Annotated in this window: 16 protein-coding genes; 9 read left to right on the top strand and 7 right to left on the bottom strand. The window is 67.6% G+C overall.

From position 1 onward, the window contains the following. Positions 1 to 32: 32 nt before the first annotated feature. Positions 33 to 614, top strand: a complete 582-nt coding sequence (locus QM711_RS15910; protein WP_415101089.1) for a dihydrofolate reductase family protein — start codon at positions 33 to 35, stop codon at positions 612 to 614. A gap of 17 nt (positions 615 to 631) precedes the next feature. On the opposite strand, the gene QM711_RS15915 is transcribed toward QM711_RS15910, so the two are convergent. The 6 genes from QM711_RS15915 to QM711_RS15940 all read right to left on the bottom strand — a co-directional run bounded on the left by QM711_RS15915 (position 632) and on the right by QM711_RS15940 (position 10,111). Further along, positions 632 to 2,866, bottom strand: coding sequence for a 6-phosphofructokinase (locus QM711_RS15915; protein ID WP_415101091.1), 2,235 nt, complete (start codon positions 2,864 to 2,866; stop codon positions 632 to 634). 181 nt (positions 2,867 to 3,047) lie between these two features. Further along, positions 3,048 to 4,853, bottom strand: coding sequence for an ABC transporter ATP-binding protein (locus QM711_RS15920; RefSeq protein WP_415101093.1), 1,806 nt, complete (start codon positions 4,851 to 4,853; stop codon positions 3,048 to 3,050). Then, a complete protein-coding gene (locus QM711_RS15925; protein ID WP_415101095.1) occupies positions 4,850 to 6,013 on the bottom strand; it encodes an ABC transporter permease in 1,164 nt (387 codons plus the stop codon). Before QM711_RS15925 ends, QM711_RS15920 begins: the two co-directional genes overlap by 4 nt. After that, the gene (locus QM711_RS15930; RefSeq protein ID WP_415101097.1) at positions 6,010 to 7,536 is read right to left on the bottom strand and encodes an ABC transporter permease; all 1,527 of its coding nucleotides are present in this window, start codon (positions 7,534 to 7,536) and stop codon (positions 6,010 to 6,012) included. The genes QM711_RS15925 and QM711_RS15930 overlap by 4 nt, the downstream gene beginning before the upstream one ends. A gap of 118 nt (positions 7,537 to 7,654) precedes the next feature. Next, on the bottom strand, positions 7,655 to 9,583 hold the full coding sequence (locus tag QM711_RS15935) for an ABC transporter family substrate-binding protein (protein ID WP_415101099.1): 1,929 nt from the start codon (positions 9,581 to 9,583) through the stop codon (positions 7,655 to 7,657). Between the two features lie 93 nt (positions 9,584 to 9,676). Next, positions 9,677 to 10,111: an RDD family protein gene (locus QM711_RS15940; RefSeq protein ID WP_415101101.1), complete on the bottom strand. Its 435-nt coding sequence runs from the start codon at positions 10,109 to 10,111 to the stop codon at positions 9,677 to 9,679. Positions 10,112 to 10,355: 244 nt separating this feature from the next. Between QM711_RS15940 and glnA the strand changes: the two genes are divergently transcribed. The 4 genes from glnA (at position 10,356) to QM711_RS15960 (ending at position 14,170) form a co-directional block, all read left to right on the top strand. Further along, positions 10,356 to 11,786: a type I glutamate--ammonia ligase gene (gene glnA, locus QM711_RS15945; protein WP_415101102.1), complete on the top strand. Its 1,431-nt coding sequence runs from the start codon at positions 10,356 to 10,358 to the stop codon at positions 11,784 to 11,786. Positions 11,787 to 11,987: 201 nt separating this feature from the next. Beyond that, positions 11,988 to 12,896: a hypothetical protein gene (locus tag QM711_RS15950; protein WP_415101103.1), complete on the top strand. Its 909-nt coding sequence runs from the start codon at positions 11,988 to 11,990 to the stop codon at positions 12,894 to 12,896. A 102-nt stretch (positions 12,897 to 12,998) separates the two neighbouring features. Next, complete coding sequence (locus tag QM711_RS15955) at positions 12,999 to 13,388, top strand: MmcQ/YjbR family DNA-binding protein (RefSeq protein WP_415101104.1); 390 nt, start codon at positions 12,999 to 13,001, stop codon at positions 13,386 to 13,388. Then, on the top strand, positions 13,385 to 14,170 hold the full coding sequence (locus QM711_RS15960; RefSeq protein ID WP_415101105.1) for a phosphotransferase: 786 nt from the start codon (positions 13,385 to 13,387) through the stop codon (positions 14,168 to 14,170). The genes QM711_RS15955 and QM711_RS15960 overlap by 4 nt, the downstream gene beginning before the upstream one ends. Here QM711_RS15960 and QM711_RS15965 read toward each other — a convergent pair. Beyond that, positions 14,167 to 15,048 carry a VOC family protein gene (locus QM711_RS15965; RefSeq protein ID WP_415101106.1) on the bottom strand — a complete coding sequence of 294 codons (882 nt, stop codon included), beginning with the start codon at positions 15,046 to 15,048 and terminating at the stop codon, positions 14,167 to 14,169. The two genes, QM711_RS15960 and QM711_RS15965, sit on opposite strands and share 4 nt — an antisense overlap. An 88-nt stretch (positions 15,049 to 15,136) precedes the next feature. Between QM711_RS15965 and QM711_RS15970 the strand changes: the two genes are divergently transcribed. The 4 genes from QM711_RS15970 (at position 15,137) to QM711_RS15985 (ending at position 19,069) form a co-directional block, all read left to right on the top strand. Continuing rightward, positions 15,137 to 16,345, top strand: a complete 1,209-nt coding sequence (locus QM711_RS15970; protein ID WP_415101107.1) for a CynX/NimT family MFS transporter — start codon at positions 15,137 to 15,139, stop codon at positions 16,343 to 16,345. Between the two features lie 95 nt (positions 16,346 to 16,440). Further along, complete coding sequence (locus QM711_RS15975) at positions 16,441 to 17,733, top strand: GH32 C-terminal domain-containing protein (protein WP_415101108.1); 1,293 nt, start codon at positions 16,441 to 16,443, stop codon at positions 17,731 to 17,733. 58 nt (positions 17,734 to 17,791) lie between these two features. Then, positions 17,792 to 18,586, top strand: a complete 795-nt coding sequence (locus tag QM711_RS15980) for a PIG-L family deacetylase (protein ID WP_415101109.1) — start codon at positions 17,792 to 17,794, stop codon at positions 18,584 to 18,586. Between the two features lie 123 nt (positions 18,587 to 18,709). Beyond that, positions 18,710 to 19,069, top strand: coding sequence for a hypothetical protein (locus QM711_RS15985; RefSeq protein WP_415101111.1), 360 nt, complete (start codon positions 18,710 to 18,712; stop codon positions 19,067 to 19,069). Positions 19,070 to 19,105 lie beyond the last annotated feature (36 nt).

Genomic DNA, 19,105 nt, shown 5'->3' on the forward strand with positions numbered 1-19,105 from the left:
CTGGCGTGAAGTCCTAAGCAGAGGAGGACGTTATGGGCAAGGTGGTCATCTATGCCTCGGTCTCGGTCGACGGGTTCATCGCCGACCAGGACGACCAGCCGGGACCGCTGTTCGACTGGTTGCTCGGTGGCGAGGTGCCGTTGGACGACAGCGGGGTGCTGAAGGTGTCGCAGGCGTCCTACGACTACATCCGGCCGTACTGGGATCAGATCGCGGTGACGATCGTCGGGCGCCACGTCTTCGATCTCACCGACGGCTGGGACGGGACGCCTCCGGCGGGGGTCGACCACGTCGTCGTCGTGACTCACCGCGGCCGGCCCGAGGGCTGGCATCCCGAGGCCCCGTTCCACTTCGTCGACGGCGTCGAGGCAGCCGTGGCCAAGGCCCGTGAGCTTGCCGGCGGCCGCGTCGTCGAGGTCTCCGCCGGCGACGTCGGCGGCCAGGTATTTGCCGCCGGCTTGGTCGACGAGGTCCGGATGGACGTGGTACCCGTCGTCTTCGGCTCCGGCAAGCGATACTTCGGTCCGGTCCGGGCCCAGCACCTGCTGGCGGGGCCGGACGAGATCATTCACGGCGATCGGGTGTTGCACCTGCGCTATCGGCTGAGCCGGTAGCCCAAGCGGCACGGGCTTCAGGCGCGGGCGTTCTCGGGTCCCTCGGCGACCGCGCGGGAGACGTCGCGCAGCTGCATCCACCAGGGGTGCTTCGGACGGCGGAAGTTGCGGTCCATCAGCCCCATCATGGACGCCATCGGCACCTGGGTGATCTGGGACTCGGTCAGCCCGACCAGGTAGCTGCCGTCGGCGTCCGCGGTGAGCTCGGTGGAGATCAGGTCGAGCGCATAGCCGACCAGCCGGGTGGCCAGCAGCCGGTCGAACGGGGTCGGCGAGCCGCCCTGCTGCTGATGCCCGAGCACCCCTTGGCGCACGTCGTACAGCCCGCGACCCTCCTCCTCCAGCAGGCCGGCGATGAAGTCGGTCGTGTAGTGCTCGTTGGCCCGCTCGTTGCGCACAGCCAGGAACAGCGACCGGCCGGCGGCGAACGACCGGCGCAGCCACTTCACGTCGTCGTTGAGCTGGTCGAGGCTGATCCCCTCTTCGTGCAGGTAGACCCGCTCGGCGCCGCCGGCGAGGCCGCCCATCAGCGCCAGGTAGCCGCAGTAGCGGCCCATCGTCTCGACCACGTAAGACCGCTTGGTGGCCGACGCCGACAGCTTGATCCGGTCGATCGCCTCGACGATCACGTTCAAAGCCGTGTCGGCGCCGATCGCCAGCTCGGAGCCGGGCAGATTGTTGTCGATGGACGCCGGCACGCACACCGTCGGGATCCGGAAGGCCGGGTAGCGTTCCCGCTCCTCGTGCAGCCGGTGGGCCGCCTGGTAGGCGTTCCAGCCGCCGATCACCAGCAGCGCGTCGATCCGGTGGTCCTCGAGCTGGCGGCTGATGCTGTACAGCTCCTCGACCGGCGGCACTGTGCGGCGCAGTCCCAGGTTCGCACCGCCGTCCGCCGTCCAGGCCTCCACATCGCCCCAGGTCAGCTCGCCGACCCGGCCGTCCCGCAGGCCCGGGAAGCCGTCACGAATGCCGAGCATGGTGTGGCCGCGGCTGATCCCCAGCCGCACCGCCGCCCGCGCCGCGGTGTTCATCCCGGGGGCGAGCCCGCCGGCGTGGATGATGCCGATCCGCCGCGCGTCGTCACCGGCGGCCACCCGGGACGGCTCGGCCAACTCGGCGAAGAGCCTGGTCATGCCGACGAAGGAGCCACCCCGCTTGGCCATCGCCGCGTCGTAGTCGCCGGCCTCGATCAGCGCCGGGACCTCGCGGGTGTTCCGGACGGCCTCCATCAGGTCGACCGCCGCCACCCGGTTGCCGCGGAATCCGTACACCCGGCCGGGACTGCCGGCGTCCGCGGTGAGCAGTGCGCGGGCGGCTTCGTAGCCGAGCCAGGTGGAGCACCAGCGGTCGAACGCGCTCGGGGTGCCGCCGCGCTGAACATGGCCGAGGATGGTCACCCGGGTGTCCTCGCCGAGCCGCTCTTCGATGATGCCCCGGACCTGTTCGGACGTGATCGGGGCACCGGAACGGTCGGTGGCACCCTCGGCGACCAGCACGATCGAGTCGCGGCGTCCGGCCTTGCGACCGCGCCGCAACTCGGCGCACATCCGGTCCTCCCAGCCGTCGGCCGGCGGGTTCTCGGGGGTGAGCACGTAGTCACAGCCACCGGCCACCGCGGCCATCAACGCCAGGTAGCCGCAGTGCCGTCCCATCACCTCGACGACGAAGCTGCGCTGATGGCTGGCCGCGGTGCTGGCCAGGTCGTCGATCGCCGAGACGATCCGGTGCAGCGCGGTGTCGGCACCGATGGTCATATCGGTGCCGACCAGGTCGTTGTCGATCGAGCCGACCAGTCCGGCGATCATCAGCGCCGGGTGCGCATCGGCCGTCGCCTGGTCGAGATCACCGGCGGCCACCAACTCGGCCAGCAACTCGGGCCATTCGGTGCGGAAGGCGTCCAGGCCGGAGAGGCTGCCGTCGCCACCGATCACCACCAGCCGGTCGATCCCGGCCGCCAGCAGGTTGCGGGCGGCGACCCGCCGTCCGTCGCGCTCCCGGAACTGCCTGCTGCGGAAGGTGCCGATCACGGTGCCGCCGCGATGCAGCACGTTGCCCACGTCGTCCCAGCCGAAGCGGCGGATGCCGTCGCCACCGTCGATCATGCCCTGGTAGCCCTCGAAGATCGCGTAGACCTCGGCGCCCAGCGAGATCGCGGTCCGGACGACGGCGCGCACCGCCGCGTTCATGCCCTGGGCGTCGCCGCCGCTGGTGAGGATGCCGATGCGCTTGCCCGCGCCGATGAGTTCGACCATGAGGCAATCCTGGCGAACTCCAGCCCGGCCCGACCAGGAAAACGAAGAATGTTCAGCTATTCGTCGTTGCTCGTCCGTCGGTCGACCCGTCGAGCCGACCGTTGGTTGAGCCCCCCTGTCGATCGAGCCGTTGGTTGAGCTTGTCGAAACCACGGATCTCGACAGGCTCGATCGACGCCCGTTACGAGACGATGTGCTCCCGCTCGATGATCGCGTCGCGCAACTCGCGCCGACGACGCTGCTCTGCCGGATCCGGCACCGGCACCGCCGCCAGCAACCGCCGCGTGTACGGATGCTGCGGATCGGTGACGATCTCCTTGGTGGGACCGACTTCGACCAGGTACCCGTGTCGCATCACCGCGATCCGCTGGCTGAGCATCTCGACCACGGCCAGGTCGTGACTGATGAACATGCAGGCGAACCCGTACTCGGCCTGCAGATCCTGGAAGAGCCGCAGCACCCGGGCCTGCACCGAGACGTCCAGCGCCGAGGTCGGCTCGTCGGCGATCAGCAGCTTGGGCTGCAGCGCCAACGCCCGGGCGATGCCGATCCGCTGCCGCTGCCCGCCGGAAAGCTCGTGCGGGTAGCGGTTGCGCATCGCCCGCGGGAGCTGGACGCTCTCCAGCAGGTTCTCCACCCGCTTGGACAGCTCGGCTCCCTTGAGGCCCAAGTGCAGCATGATCGGCTCGCCGATCGACTCACCGACCGGCAGCCGCGGGTTGAGCGACGATCCCGGGTCCTGGAAGACGATGCCGACCTCCTTGCGGAACGGCTTCAGCTCCCCCGGCTTGGCGTTGGTGATGTCGCGCCCGTTGATGCTCAGCCGGCCCTCGACCACGGGCAGCAGCGCCACGGCGGCGCGTCCGATGGTGGTCTTGCCCGATCCGGATTCGCCGACCAGGCCGATCACCTCACCCGGATCCACCCGGAGGTTGATGTGGTGCGCGGCTCGGAACGCCGGACGCCGCCCCTGCTTGGGGTACTCGATCGCCACATCCTCCATCAGCATCGCCGGAGTCGCCGCCGATGTCGCCTCCAGCAGCGGGACGCCGGTTTGCTCGCCCTCGGCGACCAGGGTCAGCCTGGCGTGCGGCAACTCCTCTTCCGCGGTGGCCGATCCGAGGTGCGGCACCGAGGCGAGCAGCTGCTTGGTGTAGGGATGCTGCGGACGGTTGAAGATCTCGTCGGACGTCCCGTGCTCGACGACCTGGCCGTCCTTCATCACCACGATCCGGTCCGCCATATCGGCGACCACACCCATGTCGTGGGTGATCAGGATGATCGCGGCGGTGACCCGCTCGCGCAGGTCGCGCATCAGCTTCAGGATCTCGCCCTGCACGGTGACGTCCAGCGCCGTGGTCGGCTCGTCCGCGATCAGCAGGCCCGGGTCACAGGCCAGCGCCTGGGCGATCATGATCCGTTGTCGCTGGCCGCCGGAGAGCTGGTGCGGGTACTTCTCGAAGCTGTCCTCGGGATTGGGGATCTCGACCAGCCGCATCAGGTCGATGGCCCGTGCCTTCGCCTGGGCGGGCTGCATCAGGAAGTGGGTCCGCAGCGTCTCGACGATCTGAAAGCCGACCGTGTAGACCGGGTTGAGGGCGGTCATCGGTTCCTGGAAGATGACCGAGATGTCATTGCCGCGGACATGCTGCAACTGTCGCAACGACATGCCGATCAGTTCGGTCCCCTTGAGCTTCGCCGAACCGGTCGCGCGACCGTTCTTCGGCAGTAGCCCGATCAGGCTCATCGCCGACTGGGTCTTTCCCGACCCGGACTCACCCACGATGGCGAGCACCTCGCCCGCCTTCAGGTCGTAGGTCAGACCCTGGGCGGCGGTGAACCAGCCGTCGCTCACCCAGAACCGGACCCCGAGGTCCCGGACCTCCAAGACCGTGTCCCCTCGTTTGACCGCGCCGCCGATCTGCTTAGAGAGGCGCTCCGCGCCGGCGATTCCTTGATTGGCCACCCTGGGTTCCTTGGCGCTCACTTCACGTCCTCCCTCGTCAACAGAGCGGTCGCCTTGTCCATCTGCCGCTGGGACGGGATCTTCCTGGTTCGCGGGTCGAACGCATCGCGCAAGCCGTCACCGATGAAGTTGACGCTGAGCGCGATCAGAATGATGAACAGGCCGGGCCACCAGAACAGCCACGGGCGAGTAGCGAAGGCGCCCTGGTAGGTGTTGATCAGAAAGCCGAGCGAAATATTGGGCCGGTTGATGCCGAATCCCAGGTAGCTGAGCGCTGTCTCGAGCACGACCGCCGCCGACATCAGCAATGTCGTATTCACGATGATCACGCCGATGGAGTTCGGCAGCATGTGTTTGATGATGATGCGCCAGTCGGATGCCCCCGCGACCCGGGCGGAATCCACGAACTCACGTTCCCGCAGGGTCAGGAACTCGCCACGAACCAGTCGAGCCAGGCTTGGCCACAGGATCAATCCGAGGGCGATGGCAAGCAGCAGCGGCATGTTCGCGGTCAACGAATCGACCACGTCCTGCGAGGCGCCCATCTTCACCGGAAGGGTGTTGACCAACCGGCCCAGCACAGCGCCGAGCACGATCACCGGCAGGGTGATGACGAGGTCGGTCAGGCGCATCAGGGACTGATCGACCCAGCTGCGGTAGTAGCCGGTGAGCGCACCGACGAGAACGCCGATCACCAAGGCGACCAGACCCATCACGATCATCACGAACATGGACGTCTGCACGCCCTTCATCACCAGCGCGAAGTTGTCCGACCCGAGCGAATCCTGCCCGAACGGATGGTCGCCGATCGCGAAGCCCGGACCACCCAACCACTGCGGCAGGGAGAGCGTCGGGGCCCCACCGTTGACCGGTGTTCCCGACGCCAGGTAGTCCTGATACTTCCACCAGCCGCGGATCGGTCCGATGCCCATCGCGGTGAAGGACAGCAGGCAGACCAGGAGCAGGATGATCACCCCCGCCATCGCACCCCGGTGCCGGACGAACCGGGCCAGCACGATCTGCCCTTGGGTCAGCCCCTGCACCTCGCGTGCCTCGCCGACACCCTCGCCTCGGCCGGCGGTATCGGTGGAGCTGTCATCGATCGGGCCGCCCAGCACCGGCGGCGCCTCAGGTGCGACGCTCTCGAGATCTTCGTTGGGGAACTTCTCGTCGTTGCTCATGCTGCCACCTGAATCCTCGGGTCAAGCAATGCATACAGGTAGTCGGCGACAAGGTTCGCGACGATCGCGAGCGCCCCGGTGATCATGACGTAGGCCATCACCGGGTCCACCTCGCTCTGCCGCAACGAGACCACGAACAATCGACCCATACCCGACCACCCGAAGATCGTCTCGGTGATCACGGCTCCACCGATCAGGGTGATCACATCAACCGGGACGACCGAAGCCAACGGCAGCAGAGCATTGCGCAAGGCGTGGCGGACGACCACGATGCGTTCGCTGAGGCCCTTGGCCCGAGCCGTCCGGATGTAGTCCTGGCCGAGTACCTCAAGCATCGAGCCGCGCTGGTAGCGCGTGTAGGACGCGAACGAGATCAGCACAAGGGCGATGGTGGGCAGCAGCAGGTGGGTGAACCTGTCCAACTGCTGCAGCCAGAAATCTCCCTCGAAACCGGGGGTCCCGGCGCCGATCGTCGCTATCGGACGGCCCTTGATGCTCGGATGATCGAAGTACTGCTGCCAGCCCTGCATCACCCGGTCGACGAATGTCAGGGCGGCCATCAGCAGCGCCGTCACCGCCGCTCCGCGCATCGAGACTGCCCGGTCAGGTCCGCCGAACAGCCAGCCGACCAGTACGCCGACGCCGACCGCGACCAGCAACAGGGCGAACAACCAGCCCCAGTTCATCGGCACGTAGTAGAACAACCATTGGATCGCGATATAGCTGACGATGCCCACGACCGCGGTGGTCAGCGCCGAGTACAGCGCCCGCCGGTTGCTCATTCCGGCGAAGATGGCGGTCACGGCCAGCGCGATCGCGATACCGAGGACGCCGACGCCGACGACCCCCAGCGATGGTTGCTGCAGCCATCCTGACCCCAGTACGAATGCGGAGGTTCCGAACGTGACTCCGGCGGCCGCCGCGAAGATGATCAGGCCACGCTTGAGTCCGCCGCCCAATGCTCCCGCCCAGAAGAGCCCGGCGACCACCGAAACCAGGGCGACCAGGAACCAATTTATCGAGGGACTGTTGAGGAAATCATTCACGCCGATGGCCAAGAACTGCTTGAGCAGCACGGCCACCCAGAAGACCGGCAGCGAGTAGAGCACGAACGAGACGAACGTGATCGCGTAGTCGAAGGCCGTGTACTGACGAAGTGCGCTGATGATGCCGACCAGAACGCCGAGTGCGATCGCGATCAAGGTGGCCGCGAGCACCAGCTGAATGGTGGTGAAGATCGCCCCGCCCAGCAGCCTGTTCACCGACTCCTGGGTTCGCCATGCTGTGCCCAGATCACCGGTCACGAACTGGCGCAGCCACAAGAGATAGCGATTGAACCAGGGCTGATCGAGATGCAACGCATGAATTCGGGCGTCTATCGCTGCTTCCTTGTTGAGCGCGGTGCTCGTGCGCAGGTCGTCCAGCGGGTCCATCGCCAGGTCGAGCATGGCGTACATGATTACCGAGAGCACCACCAGGATGCCTACGCCGAGACCCAAGCGTCGCGCCAAGAATCTGACCATGGATCACCCTTCCCCTTACGAATGAGAACTAAGAATTCCAGCGGTGGGGAGCCGGAGGTTCCGACTCCCCACGCGCCGAGGGTTTAGAGCAAACTCGGCTCTCGCCGAGACCTGCTGATCAGCTGACCTTCCACTCCCAGAAGTTCCAGAAGATGGTCGGGGTCAGGGTGATCGGCTTGACGCCGGTCAGCTTGTTCGAGAACGAAGACATGCTCGGGAACTGGAAGATGGTGAGCCCGAATGCATTGTCAACCAGCAGCTTATCGACCTGCTTCAGGATTTCGTCCTGCTTGGCGGGGTCGGTCTCGATCTGCAACTGATCGTAAAGGGCGTCGATCTCCTTGTTGGTGAAGCCGTACGGGTTGTTGGAACCGCCCGCCTTCTTGGACAGGTACTGCGGAGCGTTGTCGGTCACGCCAGTGCTGTTGGCGGCCCAGGCGAAGAACGCCACGTCGTACTTGTCGGGAGCCGTGAACACCAGCGTCGACCAGTCGTCACTGGAGCTGTCGACGATCTTGAAGCCGGCCTGCTCGGCAGACTCCTTGATCAGCCGGAACTCTCCTTGCCGGCGCACGTTCTGCTTGGCGAACATGATCCGCACGGTCGGGTTCTTCGCCCCGGCCTCAGCGAGCAGCGACTTGGCCTTTTCGAGGTCCACGTCGCCGTAGGTGGTGCCCATCCCGTTCGCGGCGGTCACGGCGTCGTAGTTCGGTGCGCCCGGTACCGCGTTGAAGGCGTTGCGTACCGCCGCGTCGGGGTTGACCGGCTTGACCAGTGTGTCGACGATCTTCTGCCGAGGAATCGTGTGCAGGAAGGCCTGCTTGACCTTGAGCGCCTTGGCCGCGTCGCCTCCGTAGGTCTTCGGATCGAAGGCACCTCCGCTGGCCACCGACAGGTCGATGTGCTCGTAGCTGCTCTCGACGCCGGTGACGGTGGTCACGTTCGACAGGGCCTTGGCGGCGTTGTAGGCGTCCTCGGTGACCTGCGGTGCGATCAGCTGGACCTCGTTGTTCTGGAGTGCCTGCACGGCAGCCATCGGGTCCTCATTGAAGCGAACGGTGACGGTGTCGATCGCCGGCCTGTGCTCGCCCTTGTAGTTCGGGTTCCGCTTCAGTGTGACGTACTGGTCGGCAACGGCGTCGGCGATCACGTAGGGACCACAGGAGACCAGCAGATTCGCATCGGCCGGCTTGTTCTTGAAGTTCCAGTCCTTGTTCCAGACGTTGGAGATCTTCGAGAGCGAGGCATTGTCCTTGTTCTGGAACGCTTTCACCACGTCGTCGGCAGCCTTGGTGGCATCTGCTTCACCAAGCGCCCGGGTACCCACCACGTGCGCAGGTAGACCGGCCGTGAGAAGGCTCTTCTCCCAGTCGGCGAACGGCTTGCTGTAGGTGTAGGTGAGGGACTTTCCATTATCGCCGATGACCGGGAACTCCTTGATCAACGAGGCGGCCGGAATTCCCGTCTGGTCGAAGTAGACGTCGCTGCCCTTGTTGGTCGACGTGACTGCGCCGGTATCGGCGTCCTTCTTCACGTCGGTCTCGCTCAGAGTGTTGAAGGCACCGCTGTAGGTGGCCCAGTAGAGCACCAGGTCGGCGGCCGTCACCGGGACACCGTCGGACCACATCGCCGTATCCGCCAGCGTCACCTTCACTTTGAGCGGGTTGTCGCTCAGCTTCTCGTAGGTGGCGAAGCTCTTGTTGTTCTCGAGCTTCAGGCCTTCGCCGTAATACGTGATCGTGTCGGTGATCAGGTAGCCGATATTGGCACTCACCACGTTGTTACCAGATGACGAGTACTGGTTCACGGTGTAGAAGGGCTGGTTCCACATGACCGAAACACTCGTAGCGGCCGGTGCTGACTGACTCGGACTTGTGGTCGGCGGTGTGCAGGCTGACAGCGCGAGGACGCTTGCGACAACGCCTGCGGCGCCAGCGACCCATTTCTTGGTGCCCAATGTTCCTCCAGGTCTCGGTCGGCGGGGACTGCCGGCCCTTGTGGGTGCCGCACTGCAGGGGCCCGTCCGATTTGGGTGAGCTTCGACCAAGCTAGTAGCTGGCCTGGGGGGTCGCAATCAAATCGGCGAGAACGGTTGCCGGATCGTTACTGAAGACAGCTGGTGCCACACCGCCGCAGCCGGTCAGCGTCGGTTGATCACCACGGTGCCGAGGGCCAGGTCGTTCAGCGCCCGCCGCTCGGCGCCGATCACGATCGTCGGCAACACCAGGCAGATCATCGCCTGCCGGGCGATGGCCCGCAGGACGCCGATCGGGCGCCCGTCCACCCGGGCCACCCCGATCTTGGCCAGGATGTGGCCGAAGCTGCCGCCGGCCAGCGCGGTGAGCACCGAGGACTGCACGAAGAAGACCGCCATGATCATCCAGCCGCGCCAGCCCGGATCGCGCAGCACACCGGTGCCGAAAAGGATCACGGCGAGCGCCATCGAAGCCGCCCAGTCGATGATCAGCGCGGCGATCCGGGCCCGCCAGCTCGCCAGCGCACCACGTCCGGACTCGGGCAGGCCGAGGGTCTGACCGGGATAGCGGTCGTCGGCATCGGCGGCAGGGGCACTCATCGCTGGCGATCCTATCGAGCCCTCGCGGACGCCGTACCGCCCGGCCACAGGGTGCCGGCCGGTCCACCGTCCAGCACCTGGGCCACCGTCCACCGAAGCACCTCGAAGGCGGCGCCACACCCCGGCCGCCCGCCGGTCGGCGTAACGTCGTTGAAACACTTGCGCAATGAGGTGGAAACCAGATCTGCCTAGGGTGACTGCGTTCCGCGTCCCTATCTCAGTCCCTATCTCACACGGAGGAAAGATGTTCCAGAGCGCTGACGACCTGTTGGCCTACGTGAAGGACGAAGGCGTCGAGACCATCGACATCCGGTTCTGCGACCTGCCCGGCGTCATGCAGCACTTCACCGTCCCCGCCAGCTCGTTCGGCCCCGAGGTGTTCGAGGACGGCCTCGCTTTCGACGGCTCCTCCATCCGGGGTTTCCAGAAGATCCACGAGTCGGACATGGCGCTGCTGCCGGACCCGACCACGGCCTTCATCGATCCGTTCCGCCGCTCCAAGACGCTGGCCCTGACCTTCTTCGTCCACGATCCGCTGACCAAGGAGCCCTACAGCCGCGACCCGCGCAACATCGCCCGCAAGGCGGAGTCGTACCTGAAGTCGACCGGGCTCGGGGACACCGCGTTCTTCGCGCCCGAGGCCGAGTTCTACATCTTCGACTCGGTGCGTTTCGAGACCAAGCAGAACGCCGCCTTCTACTACATCGACTCCGAGGCCGGCGCCTGGAACAGCGGCAGCGAGGCGGACGGCGACGGCCGTCCGAACCGCGGCTACAAGGTCAAGTACAAGGGCGGCTACTTCCCGGTCGCCCCGGTGGACCACTTCACCGACCTGCGCGACGACATGGTCCGCAACCTCGAGAACGTGGGCCTGACCGTTGAGCGGGCGCACCACGAGGTCGGCACCGCCGGCCAGGCCGAGATCAACTACCGCTTCAACACCATGCTGGCCGCCGCCGATGAGGTGATGAAGTTCAAGTACGTGATCAAGAACACCGCCTGGGAGGCCGGCAAGACGGTCACCTTCATGCCGAAGCCGATCTTCGGCGACAACGGCTCGGGCATGCACGTTCACCAGTCGCTGTGGAACGACGGCGTGCCGCTGTTCTACGACGAGAACGGCTACGGCCAGCTCTCCGACATGGCTCGTTACTACATCGGCGGCCTGCTGCATCACGCGCCTTCGCTGCTGGCCTTCACCAACCCGACCGCCAACAGCTACCACCGGCTGGTGCCGGGCTTCGAGGCTCCGGTCAACCTGGTCTACTCGGCCCGCAACCGCTCGGCCTGTATCCGGATTCCGATCACCGGCTCGAACCCGAAGGCCAAGCGCGTCGAGTTCCGCTGCCCGGACCCGTCGTCGAACCCGTACCTGGCGTTCGCCGCCTGCCTGCTGGCCGGCCTGGACGGCATCCAGAACAAGATCGAGCCCCCGGCTCCGGTCGACAAGGACCTCTACGAGCTGCCCCCGGACGAGCACGCGCAGATCAACCAGGTGCCCGGCACCCTGACCGAGGTGCTGGACCGGCTCGAAGCCGACCACGACTACCTGCTGGCCGGCGATGTCTTCACCGAGGACCTGATCGAGACCTGGATCGAGATGAAGCGAGCCGACGTGGACGCCCTGCGCCTGCGCCCGCACCCGCACGAGTTCGAGATGTACTTCGACCTGTGATCCTCACACCTCGTCAAACGGAAGTCTGACGAGGACTGGTCGGCAAGGAGTCCGCACGGGCCGCGATCGCGGCCCGTGCGGACTCGGCTTTTGAGCCTGCTTGTCGTGGCCGGCGGAAAGCCGGGCGGCATTCCGCCCGGATCGGGTCGATAGCTGGCACTATGGCCGGATTACCCGTCCCGTTTAGGAGTTCGTCAGGCCATGTCCGAGCAAGTTGTTTCCGAGAGCGGCGTCGCCCGCAGAAATCTGATCCGCGGCGGCGCCATCGCCGTAGGTGCCGCCGGTGCCGCGGTCGCCCTCAACGCCGCCCAGGCCCGCGCCGCCAATGGGGATCCGGTCCTGGCCGGGCAGAGCGTCAACGCGACGTCGGCCACCCAGGTGTCGATGAACAGCGCCACCGAGAGTGTCCTGGCGCTGCACAACAATCAGGGCGCCGCACTCAATCTGGAGCCGACCACGGCCAACCCGCTGGCTCTGCACCCGGGCGACCTGATCAGTCGCAGCCTCGGCCCCGACGTGGTGATCGACCAGGGCAATGGACCGGAACTCACTTTCGTGGCCACCGGCCTCGACCTGCCTCCGGCCACGGTCGCCTTCACTCCGGTTCGGGTGATGGACACTCGTTCGGCCACGCTCCGCGACCGGGTGGTCGACTCCAGCACCAAGACCTGGTTCGACTCGTCGAAGCGGGTCAAGGCCGGAGCGTGGATCGACGTCGCGATCGCCGACGCGAGCGAGGTCGACCTGACCGGGGCGTACCTGAACGCGACCGCCGTCAGCGCCGCATCGCGCGGCTTCCTCACCGTGTACCCCTCGGGCGAGAGCCTGCCGAACTCATCGAACCTGAACTTCCCGGCATCCACCAGCATCGCCAATCTCTGCTTCGTGGCCCCGGGCCTGGTCGACGACCTGTGGTGCGTCCGGGTGCGGGTGAACGTCGCCGTCCACGTGATCCTCGACTTCAGCGGCGCGGTCGGCTACTTCGCCCCGCCGGCCGCAGGTGTCGCCGCGAACCCCGGTGCGAGCGCAAAGGCCCGGCTGACCGCCCGCCGGCAGCGCGGGGACGCGGTTCGCGGCAGGATCACCCGCAGCCTCAAGCTGCCGAACTGAGCACCGCCCGACAGGGCCTCGTCCACGCCGGACGGGGCCCTGTCGCGTCCACCGCGGCCCGGTTCGCGATAGCGTCGGTCGCCTACGGACGAGGAGGCGGGAATGAGTCACCCCCGACGCTACGAGCCGGGCGACGCCTACCTGTCCCGGCTGCGGGAGATCTGCCTCGCCCTGCCCGAGGCGTCCGAGAAGGATTCCCACGGGCACCCGAATTTCTACACCCGAAAGGTGTTCGCGGTGTACGGGGGCGTGGTGAAAGGTGACCACTACAGCGATCGCTGGTCGCAATCGGTGCTGGTGCTGCCGAACCTGCTGACCCGGGAGTCCGCCTCGGATGACGAGCGCTTCTTCGTGCCGGCCTATTACGGGCCGTACGGCTGGATCGGGCTCGACTTCCGGGCCGCCGAGGTCGACTGGGACGAGGTGGCCGACCTGGTCGAGGAGTCCTATCGCAACACGGCGCCGGCCCGGCTGATCCGGCTGCTGCCGTGACCAAGGCCCCGGCCGCCGATTCGCCGCTGGAGTGGCAGACCCGGCTGGACGACGTCGGCGTGCCGACCTGGGTCAGCGAACTCGTCGCTGGTCGCGCTCTGGCGCCGGTCTGGCGCAACGAGGACGGCGGCATCACCTATTGCGTCGCGGATGGCAGCGAGTACCTGAAGGTGCAGCGGCCGTCCCTGGACTGGGATCCCGGCGCCGAGGCGGACCGGCTCGGCTGGGTGAGCCAGTTCGTCGCGGCGCCGCGGGTGCTGACCCGCGGCCGGCACGGCGAGTTGCGCTGGTTGCGCACCGCGGGGTTGCCCGGCCGCTCGGCGGTCGCTCAGCCCTGGCGGGGTCGCCCGGACGCGGTGGTGCCCGAACTCGGCCGGGCGCTGCGCCGCTTCCACGACACGGTGCCGGTGGATCAGTGCCCGTTCAGCTGGTCGGCCGAGCATCGCGTCCGGCACTTCGGCTATGACCCGGCGATCCTGGCCCGGGTGCCGCCGATCGATGCCGTGGTGTGCCACGGCGACGCCTGCAATCCGAACTTCCTGATCGACGACGACGGCCACTTCAGCGGCTACGTCGACCTCGGCGGTCTCGGCGTGGCCGATCGGTGGGCCGATCTGGCGCCAGCCTTGCTGAGTCTGAACTGGAACTACGGCAAAGGCTGGGAGCCGACTTTCCTGGACGCCTACGGCATCGCACCGGACGAGACGAAGTGGGCGTTCTACACCGACCTGTGGAACGGGGTCGCCGACCAGCTGGGCCGGCTCGACCACCGAGCTCCCTAGACCGACAGCCGGACCAGGTTCCCCCAGGGATCGTCGAGCTCGACCGCCGCACCGGTGTGTCGGGTGCGGACGCCGCGGTCGCGTAGCCGGGCGGCCGCCCGCTCGACCTCGTTCTGCTCCGGCAGCGTGATGTCGACCCGGCCCAGTCCCAGGCCGGGGGCCCGCAACCCCGTCCCCGCGCTGCGCCAGGTGTTCATCGCCATGTGGTGGTGGTAGCCACCGGCCGAGACGAAGACCGCACCGGGCACCTCCGCGGTGACCTCGAAGCCGAGCAGGCCGGCGTAGAACTGCTTGGCGAGTTCGGCGTCCCCCACCTTCAGGTGGACATGGCCCACGGTGCCGTCCAGGCCGGTGAGCGCGCCGCGCCGCTGGGGGTCGGTCGCCAGCAGCGTCCGGGCGTCGTCGGTGAGATGCTCGCCGATGAACTGGTTCGGGTCGATGTGCAGGGTGTCCATCACCACCTGGCCCTGGTTCCAGCGCCACTGCGTACGCGGCCGGTCCCAGTAGAGCTCGACGCCGTTGCCCTCGGGGTCGTCGAGATAGAAGGCCTGCGAGACGAGATGGTCGCCCGCGCCGGTGTACAGCTGCGGGGTGCTGAGCGCCACCGACGCGAGCGTGGCCGCCAGGGCCGCGCGGTCGGGGTGCAGGATCGCGGTGTGGAACAGTCCGGCGGTGCGCCGCTCGCCCTTGGGCAGGTCCGGCCGGTGCCGCAGCGTGACCAACGTCTCGCCGCCCCGTCCCAGGTCGACCTCGGCCGAACGCTCGCCCTGCACGTCCAGCAACAGCACGTCGCGGTAGAAGGCGGTCAGTGCGTCGAGGTCGGCGACATCAAGGCTGACCCGCCCCATCCGGGTCTCCCCCGGCAGCAATTCCGACACTGACTCCCCCCTGACTTTCCTGACCTATCAACAATAGACCTCGCGCCCTTGTTCCCACGATGTCCGCGGGTGGCCATAGGGTCGGCGGGTGAGCTCGGACCCATTGGACGTCGATGACCGCAGAACCCGCCTGCTGGTGTTGACCGGAATCGTGCTGCTGTCGTTCAATCTGCGGCCGGCGGCGGTGTCGGTGGGGCCGCTGCTCACCGAGATCAGTGCCGGCCTGCGACTCACCGGGGCCGAATCGGGCCTGCTCACCTCGCTGCCGGTGATCGCCTTCGCCGGCTTCGGCGCGCTGACCCCTCGACTGGCCCAGGCGGTCGGCCCGCACCGGCTGACGCTGGTCTCGGTGGTCGCCGCGACGGCAGGCTTGTTCGGTCGCGGCCTGGTCTCCAACAGCTGGGCCTTCCTGGGCCTGACGCTGCTGGCGCTGTCCGGCCTGGCTACCGCGAATGTGCTGATGCCGTCCCTGGTCAAGCGGCACTTCGCGGACCGGATCGGGCTGATGACGGCGGTCTACTCGACCACCATGGCGATCGGCCTGGCGGCTGCGTCCGTGCTCACCGTGCCGATCGCGCAGACCTCTGGAGACTGGCGGATCGGGCTGGCCGCCTGGGGCCTGCTGGCGGTGGTTGCCGTCGTGCCGTGGGTCGGCTTGATCGCCCAGGACCGTCCGGACGGCGACGAACGGCCGGCCACGATCACCATGGCGGATGTCGCCCGGACCAGGCTGGGCTGGATGCTGGCCCTGTTCTTCGGCCTGCAGGCGACCCAGGCCTACGCGATCTTCGGCTGGTTCCCGAACCTGTACCGCGCAGCGGGCGTCTCCGCCACCGACGCCGGCGTCCTGCTCGGCGTGATCACCGGCGTCAGTATTCCGCTGTCCTTCCTGGTGCCGGCGCTGACCGCCCGGGTTCGCAACCAATTGCCGCTGATGCTCGGGCTCGGTTGCTGCTACCTGGCCGGCTACCTCGGTCTGATGCTGGCGCCGGCTCGGTACAGCCTGCTCTGGGCGGTGCTGGTGGGCATCGGCACCAATACCTTCCCGATGGTGCTCACCCTGATCGGCCTACGCGCCCGGACTGCCGACGGCACCGCCGCGCTCTCGGGTTTCACCCAGTCGCTGGGGTATGTGGTGGCCGCCCCGGGTCCGTTCCTGATCGGTTTGCTGCACGACCTGACCGCGGGCTGGACGGTGCCGCTGCTGGTGCTGATGGCGATCACGCTCGGCATGCTCTGGGCGGGTGCGCAGGTCAGCCGCCCGGCCGCGATCGAGGACCGGGTCCGGCGCAGCTAGCGTCTGCCAGGCGGCCTCCACGGCGATCCGAGGTGTCATCTCACCGCGCGGCGGGCGGCCGGATGGGGATCATCGCGACCCGTTAGCATGCGGCCATGGCCGACCAGCATTCACGTCCTCGCTGGCACTATTCCCCACGGCAGACCTGGATGAACGACCCGAACGGGTTGATCTACAACGCCGGCACCTGGCACATGTTCTACCAGTCCAACCCCGCCGGAACGGGCTGGGGCAATATGTCCTGGGGCCACGCCACATCCCCGGACCTGGTCACCTGGACCGAGCATCCGGTGGCGCTGCTGCACACCGATACCGAGGAGATCTTCTCGGGCAGCTGCGTCTTCGACGCCACCAACTCCTCCGGTCTGGGTACCACCGACTGGCCGCCGCTGGTAGCGGTGTACACCTCCAACTACTTGGCGGGCAGCAGCCGTCCGAGCGTTCAGGCACAAAGCCTCGCCTACAGCCTGGACGGCGGCACCCACTGGACCAGCTACCCGGGCAACCCGGTGCTGGATCGCGGGTCGGCCAACTTTCGCGACCCGAAGGTGTTCCGGCACGGCGACGGCTGGGTGATGGTGGCCGTGGAGGCCGCGGAACGGCAGGTGTTGATCTACCGGTCGACCGACCTGATCGAATGGACCTACGCCTCGTCGTTCGGCCCCGCGCACGCCGCCGCCGGCGTCTGGGAGTGCCCGGACCTGTTCGAGTTGCCGGTGGCGGGCGAAGGCACCAGCAAGTGGGTGCTGCTGGTCAACCTCTGCCCGGGCGGGGTCGCGGGCGGCAGCGGCTGCCAGTACTTCGTCGGTGACTTCGACGGTTACACCTTCACCCCGGACGCCGTGCGCGGCGTCTCCACCGACCCCGAACTCGGTGCGGCCGATCCGTTGCTGCGGGCCTATGACTGGCTGGACTTCGGCCGCGATTGCTATGCCGTGGTGTCGTTCGCCGATGCACCCGAGGGACGCCGGATCGTGCTCGGCTGGATGAACAACTGGGACTACGCGCGGGAGATTCCGCTGACCGGCGGGCGCAGCATCATGACCATCCCTCGTGAGGTCGACCTGGTCCGGGTCGGCGACCGGTTGCGGCTGCGGCAGCGCCCGATCGCCGAACTGCCGGAATCCGCGCTGGAGCGGCTGACCCTCGGCGACGGCGACCGCGTGCTGATTCGGGGAGTGGCGCTGGAGTACCGCGCCGGCGTCCTCAGCCTCGACCGGCGGGGTGTGGGGCAGGGTGACTTCCATGAGGGCTTCGGCACCCGGCAGTGGGCCGAGATCCCGGATCGTCCGGCCACCGTCGCCGTCGACGTGCTGCTCGACACCTGCTCGATCGAGGTGTTCGCGGCATCCGGGCTGGTCGTGATCAGCGACCTGGTGTTCTTCTGAGGCCGGTCCCCTCCTCCCGGGTGATTCGCTGTCGGCGACGCGCGGCATACTGGCCGCCATGTCGACCATCATGTTCGTCCATGCGCACCCCGACGATGAGGTCACGCTGACCGCCGGATCGATGATCCGTGCCGCCGAGGAAGGGCACCGGGTGGTGGTGGTGTTCGCGACCCACGGCGAGCACGGCGAGGTGCCGGCCGATCTCCGGCCGGGCGAGAGCCTCGCCGACCGGCGCCGGGCCGAGGCGACCAGGGCGGCCGAGCTGGCCGGCGTCGCCGGCGTCCACTGGCTGGGCTACTGCGACTCCGGCATGGCCGGCTGGGAGCAGAACGACCACGCCGAGGCCTTCGTGCAGGCTCCGGCCGCTGAGGCAGCGGCGCGCCTGGCGGCCTTGATCGCCGACGAGCGACCGGACGTCCTGGTCGGCTACGACTGGCACGGCAATTATGGGCATCCTGATCATGTCCGCGTCCATCAGGTGGTGCGCCGGGCGGCCGAACTCACCGATCCGCGGCCACGGCTGTTCGAGGCGACCATGAACCGGGACCGGGTCCGCGAGCAGTTCCGGGCCGCGCTGGCGGCGGGCACTCCCGAGGCCGAGGGTTTCGATCCGGACCGGCCGATGGACGACGGGAATCCGCTGGGGACGCCCGAGGCCGAGATCAACCTGCAGGTCGATGTCAGCCAGCAGGTGGTGCGGCGTCGCGAGGTGATGGCCTGCCATGCCAGCCAAGTGACCGACATCGAGAGCTGGCTGGCACTTCCCCTGGAGTCCTACGCCGCAGTCTTCGCCACGGAGCACTACCTGGAGGTCGGCAGCTCGGATTCGATGCGGAGCGGCTGGTTCTTCTGAGCCACCGCCGGGGGCTGACGCGGGATTTCGCTGATTGAGCGTGTCGAAACCCGTTGCAGGAGAGGCCCCGACAAGCTCGACCATTATTGAGAAGCACTTCCTTAGGCGCGAGACACTAGGGCGATGAGCGAGTCGCAGTGGCCCACCCTGCCGATGCCGTCCGACCTGGACGAGCCGGCGCCCGAACCGGGCAACACCGAGTACACCCTGATCGTCGAGCAGACGGTCGGCTCGGGCAACGGTCTGCGCTGGCTGGCGGTTCCGGTCACCCCCACGACCTGGCGGGAGCGTGACCAGGCCCGCCGCGAGGCGGAGTCGCTCGCCTGGCGGTTCAGCCCGCGGCATCCGATGAACGAACAGCGCCGGTCGGTGTACCGGGTGTCGCCGGACGAGTTCCTCACCATCGTCGAGGGCGCCACGATGACGTTCTCGTACCGGACGACCGTCGCCGAGCCGCTCGGCTGGCGGACGCCGTCCAGCTGACCGCGGGCGGCGTCCACCCGACCCGCAAGCCCCTCC

Origin of the sequence: Micropruina sp. (assembly GCF_047602385.1) — a bacterium.
GTDB lineage: Bacteria > Actinomycetota > Actinomycetes > Propionibacteriales > Propionibacteriaceae > Micropruina.